A 13,756-nucleotide genomic window follows, 5' to 3' on the forward strand; every position below is an offset into this window, starting at 1 on the left:
TATGCGCGGCGTCAGGGCCAGTGTAGGTGCAGCCGCGTTGCTGCTGCTGGGGGCGTGCAACCGTCACCAGTCGGCGCTCGACGTATTCGGCGACGAAGCCGCGACCGTCCGTCACCTGACCATCATCATGCTGATCGGCGCGATCGTCATCGCCGCCGGTGTCGCGGGATTGATGATCGCCGCCGTCCGCGCGCCGGAGGGCAAGCTGACGCTGAAGGGCGGCATGCGCCTGATCGGATGGCTGGGCGGCGTGCTGCCGGTCGTCGTGCTGCTCGGCCTGCTGCTCTACAGCCTGCCCGCCATGCGGCCGCTGCCCGTGGCACGGGACGACCTGCGCATCGCGGTGGAGGGCGAACAATTCTGGTGGCGCGTCCGCTACCAGCCGCCGGGCAGCCCGCCGGTCGTCACCGCCAATGAAATCCGCATTCCCGTCGGCCGCACCGTGCAGTTCGACCTGACCGCCGGCGATGTGATCCACAGCTTCTGGATCCCCGGTCTTGCCGGCAAGATGGATATGATCCCCGGCCGCACCAACCGGCTGATCGTCCGCGCGACCAGGGCCGGCACCTTCCGCGGCGTCTGCACCGAATTTTGCGGGCTCAGCCATGCGCTGATGGCGTTCGACGTGGTCGCGATGGAGCCGGCGGCGTTCGATGCGTGGCTGGCGAACGAGCGTCGCCCCGCCACCCCGGCCGCGGACACGGCAGGCGGTGCGCGCGCCTTTGCCGCCAATGGCTGCACCGGCTGCCATGCCATCGCCGGAACCGGGGCGGCCGGGCTGATCGGTCCCGACCTGACCCATATCGGCAGCCGCGCGTCGCTGGGCGCCGGAACGACGCCGATGACCCGCGATGCCCTGGTCCGCTTCATCAAGGACGCCCCGGCGGTGAAGCCCGGTGCCCGCATGCCCGCCTATCCGCAGCTGCCCGTGCAGGACGCGCAGGCGATCGCCGCCTATCTGGAAAGCCTGAAATGAGCCTGCACGCGCAAGACGATCCCGCGCTCCGCGCCGCGCAGGAGGACCGCCTGCGCGAAGTGTGGAAGGCGCCGCAGGGCATTTTCCTGCGCTGGACCGACTGCAACAACAACCGGGTCGGCGTATGGTACACGCTGACCGCGTTCGGCTTCATGCTGTTCGCGGGCGTGCTGGCGCTGATCATGCGCACGCAGCTGGCGGTGCCGGAAAACGATCTGGTTTCGGCGAACACCTTCAACCAGCTGTTCACGCTGCACGGCTCGATGATGATGTTCCTGTTCGCCGTCCCGATGTTCGAGGCGGTGTCGATCATCCTCTTGCCGCAGTTGCTGGGCGCGCGCGACCTGCCCTTCCCGCGCCTGTCCGCCTTTGGATACTGGTCGTTCCTGCTGGGCGGGGTGTTCGTCGGCGGGTCGATCTTCTTCAACGCCGCGCCCGATGGCGGGTGGTTCATGTACCCGCCGCTCACCACGCGCACGGACCTGTCGGGGCTGGGTGCCGATATCTGGATGCTGGGGCTGAGCTTCATCGAGGTGTCGTCGGTGGCGGCGGCGGTCGAGCTGATCGTCGGCGTGCTCAAATGCCGGCCGCCGGGCATGCGGCTGAACCTGATGCCGCTCTACGCCTGGTACATTTTGGTCGTCGCGGTGATGATCCTGTTCGCCTTCCCGCCGCTGATCGCGGGTGACGTGCTGTTCGAAATGGAGCGGTTGCTCAACTGGCCGTTCTTCGACGCGACACGCGGCGGCGATCCGTTGTTGTGGCAGCACCTGTTCTGGATCTTCGGCCACCCCGAAGTCTATATCGTCTTCCTGCCGTCGATCGCGCTGTTCGCGATGATGATCCCGACTTTCGCGCAGCGCCATCTGCTGGGCTATCCGTGGATCGTGCTGGCAGCGGTCGGCACCGCGTTCCTGTCGTTCGGGCTTTGGGTCCACCACATGTTCGCGACCGGCTTGCCCAAGATCAGCCTCGCCTTCTTCTCGGCTGCGTCCGAAGCCGTCGCGATCCCGACCGGTATCCAGATTTTCGCGTTCATCGCGACGCTCTGGGCCGGCAAGGTCAAATGGTCGACGCCGCTGCTCTACGCCAGCGGATCGCTCGCCATCTTCGTGATCGGCGGTCTGACCGGCGTGATGGTCGCGATCGCGCCGTTCGACTGGCAGGCGCACGATACCTATTTCGTCGTCGCCCACCTGCATTACGTGCTGATCGGCGGCACGCTGCTGCCGCTGTTCGGCGGTCTCTATTATTACTGGCCATTGATCACCGGTAAGAAGCTGTCGGACAAGCTCGGTCGCACCGCCTTCTGGATGTTGTTCGTCGGCGCGAACCTGACCTTCTTCCCGATGCATTTCAGCGGCCTGTACGGCATGCCGCGCCGGGTGTTCACCTATCCCGGCGAACTGGGCATCGATTATCTCAACCTCGCCTCGACCATGGGCGCCTATCTGTTCGCGCTGGGGACGTTGGTCGTGTGCATCGACCTGGCGCGCTCGCCGTGGCGGGAGAAGGCAGCGCGCAATCCGTGGAATGCCGGGACGCTCGAATGGCTCGCGCATCCGGATGACGAGGATTGGGGCATCCGCTCGGTTCCGCTGATCGAAAGCCGCTACCCGATCTGGGACCAGAAGGATTTCGTCAAGAAGGTCGACGAAGGCCGCTACTTCCTGCCCGATGCGGAGGAAGGCCGGCGCGAGACGATCGTGACGACGGTGCTCGACGCGCGACCGCTCTATGTCGTGCGCCTCGGCACGCCCAGTTGGGTCCCGATGCTGACCGCGATCGCGCTGGGCAGCGTGTTCATCCTGACGACCTATCACCTCTATTGGTGGTCGCTGGCCGGCGCGATCGCGACGCTGGGCTTCGTCCTCTACTGGCTGTGGACCGGCACCGCCGAAATCCCCGAAAAGCCGTCCAAGCCGATCGGCCATGGCATCGAACTGCCGCTCTATGTCTCCGGTTCGGCGGCACCCGGATGGTGGGCGATGTTCATCACGATGATGGCGGATGCCACCGCCTTTTCGGGGCTGGTGTTCGGCTATTATTTCTTCTGGACGGTGCATCCCGACTTCCCGCCATCGGGTCCGGGCATGGACGGGCCGGGCACCTTCTGGCCGATGGCGGCGCTGGGGGTCGCAGCGCTGAGCTGGGCTGCCACCGTCGCGGCGCGGGAAAGCAACAGGCGCGGTGGGGTCGGCGCCGCGCGCGGACTGCTGGCGATCGGCATCGTGGCCAGCCTTGTCGGTATCTGGACCGGGTTGCAGGGGCCGCTGACCACCGGGCTCGACCCCGAACTGCACAGCTATCCCGCGATCGTGTGGGTCCTGGTGATCTGGACCACCGTGCATGCCGGGGTCGGTGCGATCATGCAGGCCTATACGCTGGCGCGCAGCATCGCCGGACGGATGACGCCGACCCATGATGCCGACCTGCGCAACATCACCGTGTACCAGCATTTCATGGCGCTCACCGCCATCGTCACCTATGCGACGATCGGCCTGTTCCCGGGGGTCGCATGAAGCGCGGGTTCCACGGTATGGTGGCCAAGCTGAAGGTCACGCTCTGGTCGCTGATCGTCCCGCCGACGGTGTGGGCAGTGCATTTCCTCTTCTCCTATCTCTGGGCGGCGATCCACTGCGCCAAGGTCGGGGGGTTCCCGCGCCTGCCGATCCTGTACGCGGTCGGCACCGTGGTCGCGCTGGCCCTGATCCTCGCGGCAGGGATCGTCGCGCATCTCCAGTCGCGCGTGCCGGGCGACCCGGCCCCGCATGAGGAAGGCACCGACAGCGACCGCATCCGCTTCTTGGCCTTTTCGACCGTATTGCTGGCCGCATTGAGCTTCGTCGGCGTGATCTTCACCGCCGCGCCGGTGCTGTTCCTCACGGATTGCCGATGAAGCGGATCAGCCTGTTCGCCGGGCTGGTGCTGCTGCCGCTCGGATGGCTGGCGGCAGCGCAGGCGGGGATGGTCGGGCACATGGCCGGGCACATGATCGCCGTCGCCATCGCCGCGCCGCTACTGGCGTTCGGCCTCGCCGACAGCCGGTTCGACCCGGCACGGCGCTGGCCGACCATCGTGACGCCGCTCGCCATGTCGCTGGTGGAGCTTGCGACCGTTTGGGGCTGGCATCTGCCCGCGCTCAGGATGCTGGCGGACACGCATGTGGCGGCGATGGTCGTCGAACAGGCGATGTTCCTCTTGGCCGGGTGGCTGCTCTGGGCCGCCGTGCTCGGCACCGGGCCGGATCGCCGTGCGGCGGGGGTCGGTGCGCTTCTGCTCACTTCGATGCACATGACCCTGCTCGGCGCGCTGATCGGCCTCGCGCCGCGCCCGCTCTATCCGGCGATGGCGCATGGACATCACGACGCGCTGGCCGATCAGCAGCTGGGCGGCGTCGTCATGCTGATGATCGGCGCGGCCAGCTATTTCCTCGGCGGCCTTGCCTTGCTCGCCACCCTATTGCGCCATCCGGAGCCGACGCCATGACCATCCGCCTCACCTGGAAGCGCGTGATCCTGACCCTGCTCGGCCTCTTTGCGCTCGGCATGGCATACGCCTGGTCGGGGCTGTTCAACGTCGCCGCATCGTCGGGGCATTGGGCGATCAGCGACTGGTTCCTGCATTGGGTGATGCGCAATTCGGTGCAGACCCGCGCCGCCTTTTCGACGCCCCGCGACGCGAAGGACGATAGCGGCCTCGTCAGCGCGGCGGGCTATTATGCCTCGTCCTGCGCGTCGTGCCACGGCGCACCGGGCGTCCGTCCGCTGCCGCTGATGCAGGCGGCGACGCCCCCCGCCCCCGACCTGTCGAAGAATGCGAAGGAATGGACCGACCGCCAGCTCTTCTGGATCCTGGAACATGGCGTGAAGTTCAGCGGCATGCCCGCCTGGGCTGCAAAGGACCGGCCGGACGAGGTAAAGCGCATGGTCGCCTTCGTCCGCCTGCTGCCGACGATGACTCCCCAGCAATATCGCGTGCTGGCGGGGAGCAATGCGCAAGGGTTCGGGGCGGCAAACGGCCGGTTCGACAGCTGCGCCGGTTGCCACGGGACGGACGGTCTCGGCCGCGGGCAGCCCGACATTCCGGTCCTCGCCGGGCAGAACCCCGCCTATCTCGCCGCCGCGCTCGAAGCCTATGCCACCGGCCGCCGCCAGAGCGCGGTGATGGGCAACGCCGCCGCGCAGCTGACGCCCGAAGAGCGCGTCGCCCTGGCGCAGCGCTTCGCCGCCATGCCCGGCATCACGCCGGGGCGGGGCGGCAATGGCGATGCGGCAGCGCGCCGGATCGTCGAACGCGGCCTGCCGGAAAAGCAACTGCCCGCCTGCCGCAGCTGTCACGATGCCGCCGGGGCCAAGCGTTTCCCGGTCATCGACGGCCAGCGCGCGGTCTATATCGCCGAACGGCTGCGCCACTGGCGCGGCGAGAAGGAGGTGGTCGACGCGCGCAAGGATCAGGCGACGATGCCGGTCATCGCACGGCGTATTCCGGAGGACATGATCGAACCCGTCGCGCGCTATCTGGCGGGGGAGTGAGCGGCGATTGCCAGCGCGGATCGGTTTCACCTTCACAACGTCACCCCGGACTTGATCCGGGGTCCCGCTTCTTTCCGACGGTAGCAGAAGAAGCGGGACCCCGGGTCAAGCCCGGGGTGACGAACCAGGGTATCGGCGGCAGCACCCTGATCAGGCCACAGAACGTTGGCGCGCCAACGCAATGACAACGGTTCAGTCCGAACGGAAACCGCTCTAGGATGCGCCCGATGGCCCCCGATTTCGACCTCGACCCGCAAACGGTCCTGCGCGCCTATGCCAGCGGCATCTTTCCGATGGCCGACGACCGCGATGCGCCCAGCATCTACTGGGTCGAACCGAAGCTGCGCGGCGTGCTGCCGCTCGACGGGTTCCACCTGTCGCGGTCGCTGCGAAAGCTGATTGCGTCGGACCGGTATCGCGTCACCGCCGACGTGGCGTTCGAGGATATCATCGAACTCTGCGCGCAAAGCGCGTCGGACCGGCCGGAGACATGGATCAACGGCACGATCGAGCGCGCCTTCCTCCGGCTGCACGAAATGGGGTTCGCCCATTCGGTTGAAGTGTGGGACGGCGACCGACTGGCCGGCGGCCTCTACGGCCTCGCGCTGGGACAGGCGTTCTTCGGCGAATCGATGGTCAGCCGCGCGCCCAGCGCGTCGAAGGTCGCGCTGGCATGGCTGGTCGCGCGGCTTAAGGTCGGCGGCTTCCGGCTGCTCGACTGCCAGTTCCAGACCGATCATCTGGCGACGATGGGCGCGGTCGAAATCCCGCGCGAGGCTTATTCGGCGCTGTTGTCCGACGCGCTCGGGATCGATTCGGCGGGCACCGGACTGGTGTCGGGCGCGTTCGACGCGCTCGACCGGCGTGGCGCGCTGGCCGCCGGTGCCGCCCCCGCCCCGGCCGATACCGTGTCGGGACCGGTGTCGGGGAAGGACATCGTGCAGCTCTTGGGCCACACGTCATAGATCGGGTGGAGCACGACGTTCAGCGCCGGACGCTCCTTGAACAGCCAGCCCGAAAAGGCACGCCGCCACTTCGCGTCCGCCCCGCGCACGTCCATCTGCACGAACGCGCCGGTATATTGCTCCTGCTCCCAGGGCGCGGTGCGTTCGCATGCGCGCAGGCGGATGATCACGTCGCCGACGCGCGTCGCCTGTCCGGGCTTCAACGTGAGGTCGCGGGTTTCGCCGTTGCGCTTGTTGAGCAGGCCGACCACCGCGACGCGCTCGGCCATCGGCGTGGCACCGGCGAGCAGGCGGCTGTCGAGGCCGGCATCGACGCTGACGACTTCCGGCGCACCGGGGCGGGGACGGACCGATTCGGGAACCGAGATCTCCGCGTGCGGACCGGTCGACGGCGCCTGTCGCGACTGCCAGCTACGCCAGCCGAACCAGCCGCCGACCGCCAGCAGGACCGCGATCGCCAGCCCGGCCAGCCAGCGGCGGAAATTCACGCGTCGGGGCTCCACGCCTCATAATCGCCGGTGGCGCGCACGCGGGCGCCGCCCTTGTCGAGCACGCCGGGCGGACGATAGGCGAGCGCGGTGCCGGTCTGGTTGGGGACCGGCGGCTTCTGCCACTGGCGCACCGGCGGCAGCGACTGATCGGGCGTGCCCTCGATCTGGTGGTGCAGCCAGCTGAACCATTCGGGCGGCACGCGGCTCGAATCGTTCGATCCTGCATAGATCACCCAGCGGCGCGGATTGCCCGCGGTGTCGCGACCGCCCTCATAATAGGCGTTGCCGAGGTCGTCGGTGCCGACCTGCGTCTTGCCGCGCAGCCCGAGCCAGGTGCCGAAGGTGGCACCGTTCCACCAGGTGAAGACGTTCGCGAGGATTCCCATGCGCGACCGCTTAGCGTGTGGCTGCGCACACGACAATGGGGTGGATCATTTCCATGACACCTTGTCGCCCGCCGCGATACCCAGTTCGGCGGCACGCCCGCCGCCCAGTTCCAGCACCGCCGACACGGGTTCGCCCGAAGGGACCGGCGCTTCGGAAAACGGCACGGTATTCTCGGCGATGGTCGCGATGGTGCGGTCGGGGCGGATGAACAGGATGTCGAGCGGGCTGGGGGTGTTGCGCATCCAGAAATTGGCCACGCGCGGCGGTCCGCCATCGGGAGGATAAGGCGCGAACAACATGCCGGCATCGGGGGCCAGCGGTGGGCGGTACATCAGTCCCTGCTGCTGCTGCGCCTCGGTCGCGGCGACCTCCACGACAAAGCGGTGGGCGGTGCCATCGGCGGTGGTGACGGTCAGCTCAGTCCTGGACAGCGCAGTCTTTTCGTCGCCGGCCTCCTGCTTGCACCCGCCCAGCACCGCCAACAGCGCCGCCGCCGTCAGCCCGGAAAATCGCAATGCTCTCAACGCTGTTACTCGCCAGTTTCAACCATCACGGCCAACGGCCCCTTCTGCCCCTCGACGATCCGGGCGACAAGCCGCTGTTCGGGGTCGACCTCCTCGATCCCGCCGCGCCGCAACGTTTCCATATGGACGAAGACGTCGCCGGGCTTGCTCTCGCGCACCAGGAAACCATAGCCTTTCAAGCGGTTGAACCATTTGACCGATACCGGTTCGAACGGCCCCGCCTGATCAGCCAGCGCGACCCGGTCGGGCCGCTCGACGACGCGGCGCACCGGTTCGACCGCGCTCGACAGGTCGATGTCGAGGATTTCCGCCGCCTGCATCCCGCGTGCCCGGCGCACGGCGTTGCAGGTGATGACTGCCCCTTCGGGCAGGGTACGACGCCCATGGGGTTCGAGGACCGAAAAATGGATCAGGACGTCGCCGATCGCCGGATCGTCGGCGACCGCGAATCCGAAGCCGCGGGTCACGTCGAACCATTTGATCGCGCCCCGCACCGCCGGGACGATCTCTTCGCGCGCAGCCGCCATCGCGGCCGGCTCCGCCTGTCCCATCACGCAATCATCGGCAATCGTTCGCGCTTCCAGACGCATCGTCGCGTGCTCCCCCTGGGGCACACTCTATCACGATGTTTCACGAACGCGACGATTTCTTTACGATGCTACCCGTCCCAGTCCGCATCGTCGTCGGACGCCGGCAGTCCGACGATGCGCCGGGCCAGCGCCGGGGCGTGCCCCGCCCGCACCATCGCCGCGATCTGTTTCTCACGGCGGTCGCGCTCCACCGGCACGGTCGCGAACGGCCCGATGCGCTTGCGTCGGGCAAAGGCGAGCGCCGCGCCCTCCGCCCCCTCCTCCAGCGTGTCGTGGAATTCGCTCGTCTCCTCCTCGCCGACGCCTGCCTGGCGCAGCGCATCGCGCACCCGCCGCGCGCCCAGCCCGCGCCGGGTCATCGACGCCACCCGCGCCTCGGCAAAGGCGCGGTCGTCGACATAGCGCAGCTCGGCCATGCGGTCGGCCAGCGCATCCACATCGATCTCCCCCTCCCGCCCACGCTCGCGCAGCTTGCGGTGGAGATAGGCGACCAGCTTCGCCCGCGTGGTCGCATAGCGTTCAACATAGCGTAAGGCGGCGCGTTCCAGGGCGGGCTGGTCGAGCGGTGGCAGCGGGCGGCGCGGGTCTCGGGACATGCGCCATGTTTGTGCCACACTGGGCGGCGATTTTGAAATCAACTGTGCCGCGCGGCCCTTTGCCGCTATGGCGACACGCTTCGAACGCCGCGTATCGCGCGAACGGGCCTGAGAGTTGGACAAGAATGACGACGAATCTTGAAGGAAGTGTTGCAGTTTCGCTGGAAGCGACCCCGACCGTGGACGCGTTGCCACGCCGGTTCGCCGACTTCGCGACGCTGGGCGACGCGATGGATTATGCGGCGCAGGGCTCGCGCGGGCTGAACTTCCACGACGCGCGCGGTACGCTGAAGCGCCCCTATCCCTTCCGCGAGATGCGCGAGGATGCGCTGCAACAGGCTTATCGCCTGATCGCCAAGGGCGTGCGTCCCAACGATCGCATCGCGCTGATCGCCGAGACGGGTGCGGAGTTTGCGGCGCTGTTCTTCGGCGTGGTCTATGCTGGCGCATGGCCGGTGCCGCTGCCGCTGCCCACCTCGTTCGGCGGGCGCGAGGCCTATGTCGAACAGCTGCGGGTGCAGCTGGCCAGCTGCGATCCCAAGACGCTGTTCTACCCGGCCGAACTGGAAGCGATGGCGGGCGAAGCGGCGCGGATCGCCGGGGTCGAAGGCATTGATTGGGAAAGTTTTTCGACCGCCGAAGCGGTCGCGGTCGAGCTGCCCAAGGCGTCGAGCGACGATATCTGCTACCTGCAGTATAGCAGCGGATCGACCCGCTTCCCGCATGGGACCGAGATCACCCATGCCGCGCTGCTGAACAACCTGTCGGCGCACAGCCATGGCATGCAGCTGGTCGATCAGGATCGCTGCATTTCGTGGCTGCCCTGGTATCACGATATGGGGCTGGTCGGCTGCTTCCTGTCGGTCGTCGCCAACCAAGTTTCGACCGACTATCTGAAAACAGAGGATTTTGCCCGCCGTCCGCTGGCATGGCTGGACCTCATCACCCGCAATACGGGCAATTCGATTTCCTACTCGCCGACCTTCGGCTACGACATCTGCGCGCGGCGCATGTCGAGCCAGACCAAGGCAGCGGACCGGTTCGACCTGTCGCGCTGGCGGCTGGCGGGCAATGGCGCGGACATGATCCGGCCCGATGTGATGCAGTCGTTCGTCGACGCCTTCGCCGATGCCGGGTTCAAGGCGTCGGCGTTCCTGCCGTCCTATGGCCTTGCCGAGGCGACGCTGGCGGTGGCGATCATGCCGCCGGGCGAGGGCATCATCGTCGAACTGGTTGAAGAGACGGAACTTTCCGGCGGCACCGGCCGCGCCGACCGGCCGCAGCGGTATCGCGCGATCGTGAATTGCGGGAAGCCGGTGAAGGACATGACGGTCGAGATCCGCGAAGAGGACGGCACCCCCCTGCCCGAACGCGCGATCGGCAAGGTCTGGTGCAAGGGGCCGTCGCTGATGAGCGGATATTTCCGCGATCCGGAGGCGACCGCGGCGTGCATGGTCGACGGGTGGCTGGACACCGGCGACATGGGCTATCTGTCTGACGGATATGTCTATATCGTCGGCCGGGCCAAGGACATGATCATCGTCAACGGCAAGAATCACTGGCCGCAGGACATCGAATGGGCGGTGGAGCAGCTGCCCGGGTTCAAGGCCGGCGACATCGCCGCGTTCGCGATCACGACGCCGGGCGGCGAGGAAACGCCAGCGGTGCTGGTGCAGTGCCGGGCGTCGGACGAGGGTGAGCGGCTGCGGCTGCGCGAGGAAATTCGCGAGCGAGTCCGGTCGGTTACCGGCATGAACTGCGTGATCGAACTGGTCCCGCCGCGCACCTTGCCGCGGACGTCGTCGGGGAAGCTCAGCCGGGCGAAGGCGCGGAAATTGTATCTGGAGGGTGAGATCAAGCCTTACGCCATCGCGGCGTGAGCGCTTGGGGATAGCCCCCTCCACCACCGCTTCGCGGCGGTCCCCCTCCCCACCTTGTGGGGAGGATTTAATGCTTTCCTACAAGGCTTCGGACAGCTAGGTCAGAAATCGGCCTTGCCCTTCCGGTTCGACCGGGATAGAGGCCGCGTCCGCACACGAGTGTAGCTCAGCTGGTAGAGCATCGGTCTCCAAAACCGAGGGCCGGGGGTTCGAATCCCTCCACTCGTGCCAGCGCGCCGCCGCGCCGATCCCCGAAACTGATGGACTGGATTCGACGACGATGTTCCGCGCGCTGTACGACTGGACGCTCCGCCTTGCCAATCATCGCCATGCGGTGCGCAGCCTGGCGGTCGTGTCGTTCTGCGAAAGTTCGTTCTTTCCGATCCCGCCCGATGTCGTGCTGGTGCCGGTCATCCTGCAGCACCGCACCCGCGCCTATCAGATCGCGGCGATCTGCACGATCGCGTCGGTGCTGGGCGGGATGGTCGGCTATGCCATCGGCTATTTCCTGTGGGACACGGTCGGCGCGTGGGTCATCAACCTGTACGGGTTGCAGGACAAGGCGGCGAAGTTCCAGGCGGGCTTCGCCGAATATGGCGCGGCGATCATCCTGCTCAAAGGACTGACGCCGATCCCGTTCAAGCTGGTGACGATCGCGTCGGGCCTCGCCAAGTTCAACTTCGCGCTGTTCGTCCTCACCGCGACGATCACTCGCGCCTTCCGCTTCTTCCTGATCGCGTTCCTGCTCAAGAAATATGGCGCGCCGGTGCAGGAGTTCATCGAGAAGCGCCTGACGATGATCGGCATCCTGCTGGTCGTCGCGCTGGTCGGCGGGTTCGCGGCGGTCAGCCTGTTGTAACCGTTTCGGATACGATTGCCGGAATCGTCGCGAAACGATCCTTCTGCCAAGAGCCGCCCCAGCGCGATGGTCGCGCGTGGGGGGACAGAAATGAAATGGACGATGGTCGCCGCAATGACGGCGGTGCTGGGGGCGGCGCCGGCATGGGCGCAGGACAGGCCGTTCGACCCGTATGGCGATGGTGGCGAGGTCACCTATCGCGACCCGATGACCGGGTTCCGGGTCGAGGTGGCGGGCGGCTATGACCGGCTGGAAATCAATTACGTCGACGACGACACCAAATATTATGATGGCGCCGACGGTATCCGCTATGGCGGCGAGATCGGATATGATGTCGCGATCGGCGGCACGGTGCTGCTGGGGGCCTATGGCGGCTATGCCGGGGCGTCGACCAAAAGATGCGACGATATCGGGTTATCGATCGAGCTGTGCCAGAAGGCGAAGGGCGAATGGTCGGGCGGGGTCCGGCTGGGGCTGCGGGTGGCCGAGCGGGCGCAGGTCTATGGCAAGGTCGGCTATGCGTCGATGCCGCTGGAGTTCCGCTATAATACGGATCGCACGACCGAGACCTATGCCGGGATGCACTTCGGGCTGGGTGGCGAGATCGGGCTGGGCAGCGGCGCCTTTGCGAAGGCGGAACTGGTCGCGACCAATTTCCGGACGAAGGACCGGATCTACGAAGGGCTGAATTTCGACCGGCGGCATGCGGTGGCCGGGTTGGGCTATCGGTTCTGAGGGGTTCGGCGCGTCGGGGTCCCGCGTTTCGCGCCAGAAGAAGAAGCGGGACCCCGGGTCAAGCCCGGGGTGACGATGGGGGAGCGGCGAGGTGGAAGCGCGGTCGGCCGGCCCCGTAGCAGGGGGGCCGGCAGGCCCCTGCCCCGCACGCTTGCTTCCCGCTTCCGAGATCGCTAGATACCATGCCCAATCCGACAGCGTGGATGGGCCGCGCCGGTTCCCAGAAGGGACCGGACGGGGCCTTGTGTCCGGCGGTCGGTCGAACCGATAATGAAGGTCATGCACGTGGCGAAAGTTACCCCCGTCGAATTCATGCGGCAGGTCCGGGCCGAAACCGCCAAGGTGACGTGGCCGACGCGCAAGGAAACGGTGATGACCGCGGTGATGGTCGTCATCATGACGACGCTGCTGGCGGTCTTCTTCCTCGGCGTGGATTCGGCGTTCGACGCGATCGTCAAGGGCCTGCTGCGGCTCGCGCAGTAACCGCGCTCGCACCCCCTATAGCTTTAAGGACACCCATGTCGCGCTGGTACATCATTCACGCCTATTCCGGGTTCGAGGGCAAGGTCCGCGATTCGATCCTGTCCGAAGCGACGCGCCTCGGCCTTGACCATGCGGTCGAAGCGATCGAGGTCCCGACCGAGAATGTGACCGAAGTCCGTCGCGGCAAGAAGGTGCAGTCCGAGCGCAAGTTCATGCCCGGCTACGTGCTGGCGAAGCTGGACCTGAGCGACCAGGTCTATCACCTCGTCAAGAACACGCCGAAGGTGACGGGATTCCTGGGATCGTCGGGCAAGCCGCAGGCGATCAGCGAGGCGGAAGCCACGCGGATGCTGAACAGCAAGGAAGAGGCCGCCGCCTCCCCTGCCAAGACCAAGATCAAGGTCGATTTCGAGATCGGCGATTCGGTCAAGGTGCTGGACGGCCCGTTCGCAAGCTTCAACGGCGTGGTCGAGGAACTGGACTTCGACAAGTCGAAGGTGAAGGTCAGCGTGTCGATCTTCGGGCGTGCGACGCCAGTGGAACTGGATTTCGAGCAGGTGGAACGAAGCAAGTAAGGCGAAAGCCGAAACTTGCTGTCCGCACACGAATAGCGAACGCTATTCGTGAGACGGCGGACACCGGCCGGCGGGTGCAACCCGACCGACGTTAGCGGCGTAGGGCGAAGGCCCTGCGCCGTTTTTGCATTGGCTAACTCCGCAGCTACCAATCAGGAAA

15 protein-coding genes, 1 tRNA gene and 1 pseudogene are annotated in these 13,756 nt (G+C 66.7%); 12 read left to right on the forward strand and 5 right to left on the reverse strand.

The window, feature by feature from the left end; translation table 11 throughout:
• Position 1 precedes the first annotated feature (1 nt).
• The 6 genes from coxB to aat all read left to right on the forward strand — a co-directional run bounded on the left by coxB (position 2) and on the right by aat (position 6,476).
• Positions 2-976 (forward strand): cytochrome c oxidase subunit II, encoded by a 975-nt coding sequence (gene coxB / locus AVT10_RS14790; protein WP_066693144.1) that lies wholly within the window; start codon positions 2-4, stop codon positions 974-976.
• The gene (ctaD, locus tag AVT10_RS14795) at positions 973-3,498 is read left to right on the forward strand and encodes a cytochrome c oxidase subunit I (RefSeq protein WP_066693146.1); all 2,526 of its coding nucleotides are present in this window, start codon (positions 973-975) and stop codon (positions 3,496-3,498) included. Before coxB ends, ctaD begins: the two co-directional genes overlap by 4 nt.
• Entirely contained in the window at positions 3,495-3,875 is a 381-nt protein-coding gene (locus AVT10_RS14800; protein WP_066693147.1) for a hypothetical protein, read from the forward strand. Before ctaD ends, AVT10_RS14800 begins: the two co-directional genes overlap by 4 nt.
• Positions 3,872-4,465 (forward strand): cytochrome c oxidase assembly protein, encoded by a 594-nt coding sequence (locus AVT10_RS14805; protein WP_066693150.1) that lies wholly within the window; start codon positions 3,872-3,874, stop codon positions 4,463-4,465. Before AVT10_RS14800 ends, AVT10_RS14805 begins: the two co-directional genes overlap by 4 nt.
• Positions 4,462-5,511 carry a c-type cytochrome gene (locus AVT10_RS14810; RefSeq protein ID WP_066693152.1) on the forward strand — a complete coding sequence of 350 codons (1,050 nt, stop codon included), beginning with the start codon at positions 4,462-4,464 and terminating at the stop codon, positions 5,509-5,511. The genes AVT10_RS14805 and AVT10_RS14810 overlap by 4 nt, the downstream gene beginning before the upstream one ends.
• Before the next feature lie 218 nt (positions 5,512-5,729).
• Entirely contained in the window at positions 5,730-6,476 is a 747-nt protein-coding gene (gene aat, locus AVT10_RS14815; protein WP_066693154.1) for a leucyl/phenylalanyl-tRNA--protein transferase, read from the forward strand.
• Positions 6,477-6,511: 35 nt separating this feature from the next.
• On the opposite strand, the pseudogene AVT10_RS18345 reads toward aat, so the two are convergent.
• The 5 genes and pseudogenes from AVT10_RS18345 to AVT10_RS14840 all read right to left on the reverse strand — a co-directional run.
• A pseudogene (locus AVT10_RS18345) lies at positions 6,512-6,745 on the reverse strand (DUF2155 domain-containing protein); the annotation flags it as partial.
• A gap of 215 nt (positions 6,746-6,960) precedes the next feature.
• A complete protein-coding gene (locus tag AVT10_RS14825; protein WP_066693160.1) occupies positions 6,961-7,353 on the reverse strand; it encodes an NADH:ubiquinone oxidoreductase subunit NDUFA12 in 393 nt (130 codons plus the stop codon).
• A 45-nt stretch (positions 7,354-7,398) separates the two neighbouring features.
• Positions 7,399-7,785, reverse strand: a complete 387-nt coding sequence (locus AVT10_RS14830) for a DUF192 domain-containing protein (protein WP_420038516.1) — start codon at positions 7,783-7,785, stop codon at positions 7,399-7,401.
• Between the two features lie 98 nt (positions 7,786-7,883).
• Positions 7,884-8,405, reverse strand: a complete 522-nt coding sequence (locus AVT10_RS14835) for a cold-shock protein (RefSeq protein WP_232308044.1) — start codon at positions 8,403-8,405, stop codon at positions 7,884-7,886.
• A gap of 131 nt (positions 8,406-8,536) precedes the next feature.
• Positions 8,537-9,064 (reverse strand): regulatory protein RecX, encoded by a 528-nt coding sequence (locus AVT10_RS14840; protein ID WP_066693170.1) that lies wholly within the window; start codon positions 9,062-9,064, stop codon positions 8,537-8,539.
• Positions 9,065-9,189: 125 nt separating this feature from the next.
• Between AVT10_RS14840 and AVT10_RS14845 the strand changes: the two genes are divergently transcribed.
• The 6 genes from AVT10_RS14845 to nusG all read left to right on the forward strand — a co-directional run bounded on the left by AVT10_RS14845 (position 9,190) and on the right by nusG (position 13,596).
• Positions 9,190-10,944 (forward strand): fatty acyl-AMP ligase, encoded by a 1,755-nt coding sequence (locus AVT10_RS14845; protein WP_066693173.1) that lies wholly within the window; start codon positions 9,190-9,192, stop codon positions 10,942-10,944.
• A gap of 155 nt (positions 10,945-11,099) precedes the next feature.
• A tRNA-Trp gene (locus tag AVT10_RS14850) sits at positions 11,100-11,175 on the forward strand.
• A 49-nt stretch (positions 11,176-11,224) separates the two neighbouring features.
• Complete coding sequence (locus AVT10_RS14855) at positions 11,225-11,803, forward strand: YqaA family protein (protein ID WP_066693176.1); 579 nt, start codon at positions 11,225-11,227, stop codon at positions 11,801-11,803.
• A 90-nt stretch (positions 11,804-11,893) separates the two neighbouring features.
• The gene (locus tag AVT10_RS14860) at positions 11,894-12,538 is read left to right on the forward strand and encodes an outer membrane beta-barrel protein (protein ID WP_066693178.1); all 645 of its coding nucleotides are present in this window, start codon (positions 11,894-11,896) and stop codon (positions 12,536-12,538) included.
• A 285-nt stretch (positions 12,539-12,823) separates the two neighbouring features.
• Positions 12,824-13,021: a preprotein translocase subunit SecE gene (gene secE, locus AVT10_RS14865; protein WP_084401776.1), complete on the forward strand. Its 198-nt coding sequence runs from the start codon at positions 12,824-12,826 to the stop codon at positions 13,019-13,021.
• A gap of 35 nt (positions 13,022-13,056) precedes the next feature.
• A complete protein-coding gene (gene nusG / locus AVT10_RS14870) occupies positions 13,057-13,596 on the forward strand; it encodes a transcription termination/antitermination protein NusG (RefSeq protein ID WP_066693182.1) in 540 nt (179 codons plus the stop codon).
• The last annotated feature ends 160 nt before the right edge of the window (positions 13,597-13,756 follow it).

The sequence above is a fragment of the Sphingomonas hankookensis genome, assembly GCF_001619955.1.
Classification (GTDB): domain Bacteria; phylum Pseudomonadota; class Alphaproteobacteria; order Sphingomonadales; family Sphingomonadaceae; genus Sphingomonas; species Sphingomonas hankookensis_A.

Bases quoted from the DNA above. Each gene is read 5' to 3' on its own strand.
- coxB (WP_066693144.1), top strand. From the start codon at position 2: ATGCGCGGCGTCAGGGCCAGTGTAGGTGCAGCCGCGTTGCTGCTGCTG.
- ctaD (WP_066693146.1), top strand. From the start codon at position 973: ATGAGCCTGCACGCGCAAGACGATCCCGCGCTCCGCGCCGCGCAGGAG.
- AVT10_RS14800 (WP_066693147.1), top strand. From the start codon at position 3,495: ATGAAGCGCGGGTTCCACGGTATGGTGGCCAAGCTGAAGGTCACGCTC.
- AVT10_RS14805 (WP_066693150.1), top strand. From the start codon at position 3,872: ATGAAGCGGATCAGCCTGTTCGCCGGGCTGGTGCTGCTGCCGCTCGGA.
- AVT10_RS14810 (WP_066693152.1), top strand. From the start codon at position 4,462: ATGACCATCCGCCTCACCTGGAAGCGCGTGATCCTGACCCTGCTCGGC.
- aat (WP_066693154.1), top strand. From the start codon at position 5,730: ATGCGCCCGATGGCCCCCGATTTCGACCTCGACCCGCAAACGGTCCTG.
- AVT10_RS14825 (WP_066693160.1), bottom strand. From the start codon at position 7,353: ATGGGAATCCTCGCGAACGTCTTCACCTGGTGGAACGGTGCCACCTTC.
- AVT10_RS14835 (WP_232308044.1), bottom strand. From the start codon at position 8,405: ATGGCGGCTGCGCGCGAAGAGATCGTCCCGGCGGTGCGGGGCGCGATC.
- AVT10_RS14840 (WP_066693170.1), bottom strand. From the start codon at position 9,064: ATGTCCCGAGACCCGCGCCGCCCGCTGCCACCGCTCGACCAGCCCGCC.
- AVT10_RS14845 (WP_066693173.1), top strand. From the start codon at position 9,190: ATGACGACGAATCTTGAAGGAAGTGTTGCAGTTTCGCTGGAAGCGACC.
- AVT10_RS14855 (WP_066693176.1), top strand. From the start codon at position 11,225: ATGTTCCGCGCGCTGTACGACTGGACGCTCCGCCTTGCCAATCATCGC.
- AVT10_RS14860 (WP_066693178.1), top strand. From the start codon at position 11,894: ATGAAATGGACGATGGTCGCCGCAATGACGGCGGTGCTGGGGGCGGCG.
- nusG (WP_066693182.1), top strand. From the start codon at position 13,057: ATGTCGCGCTGGTACATCATTCACGCCTATTCCGGGTTCGAGGGCAAG.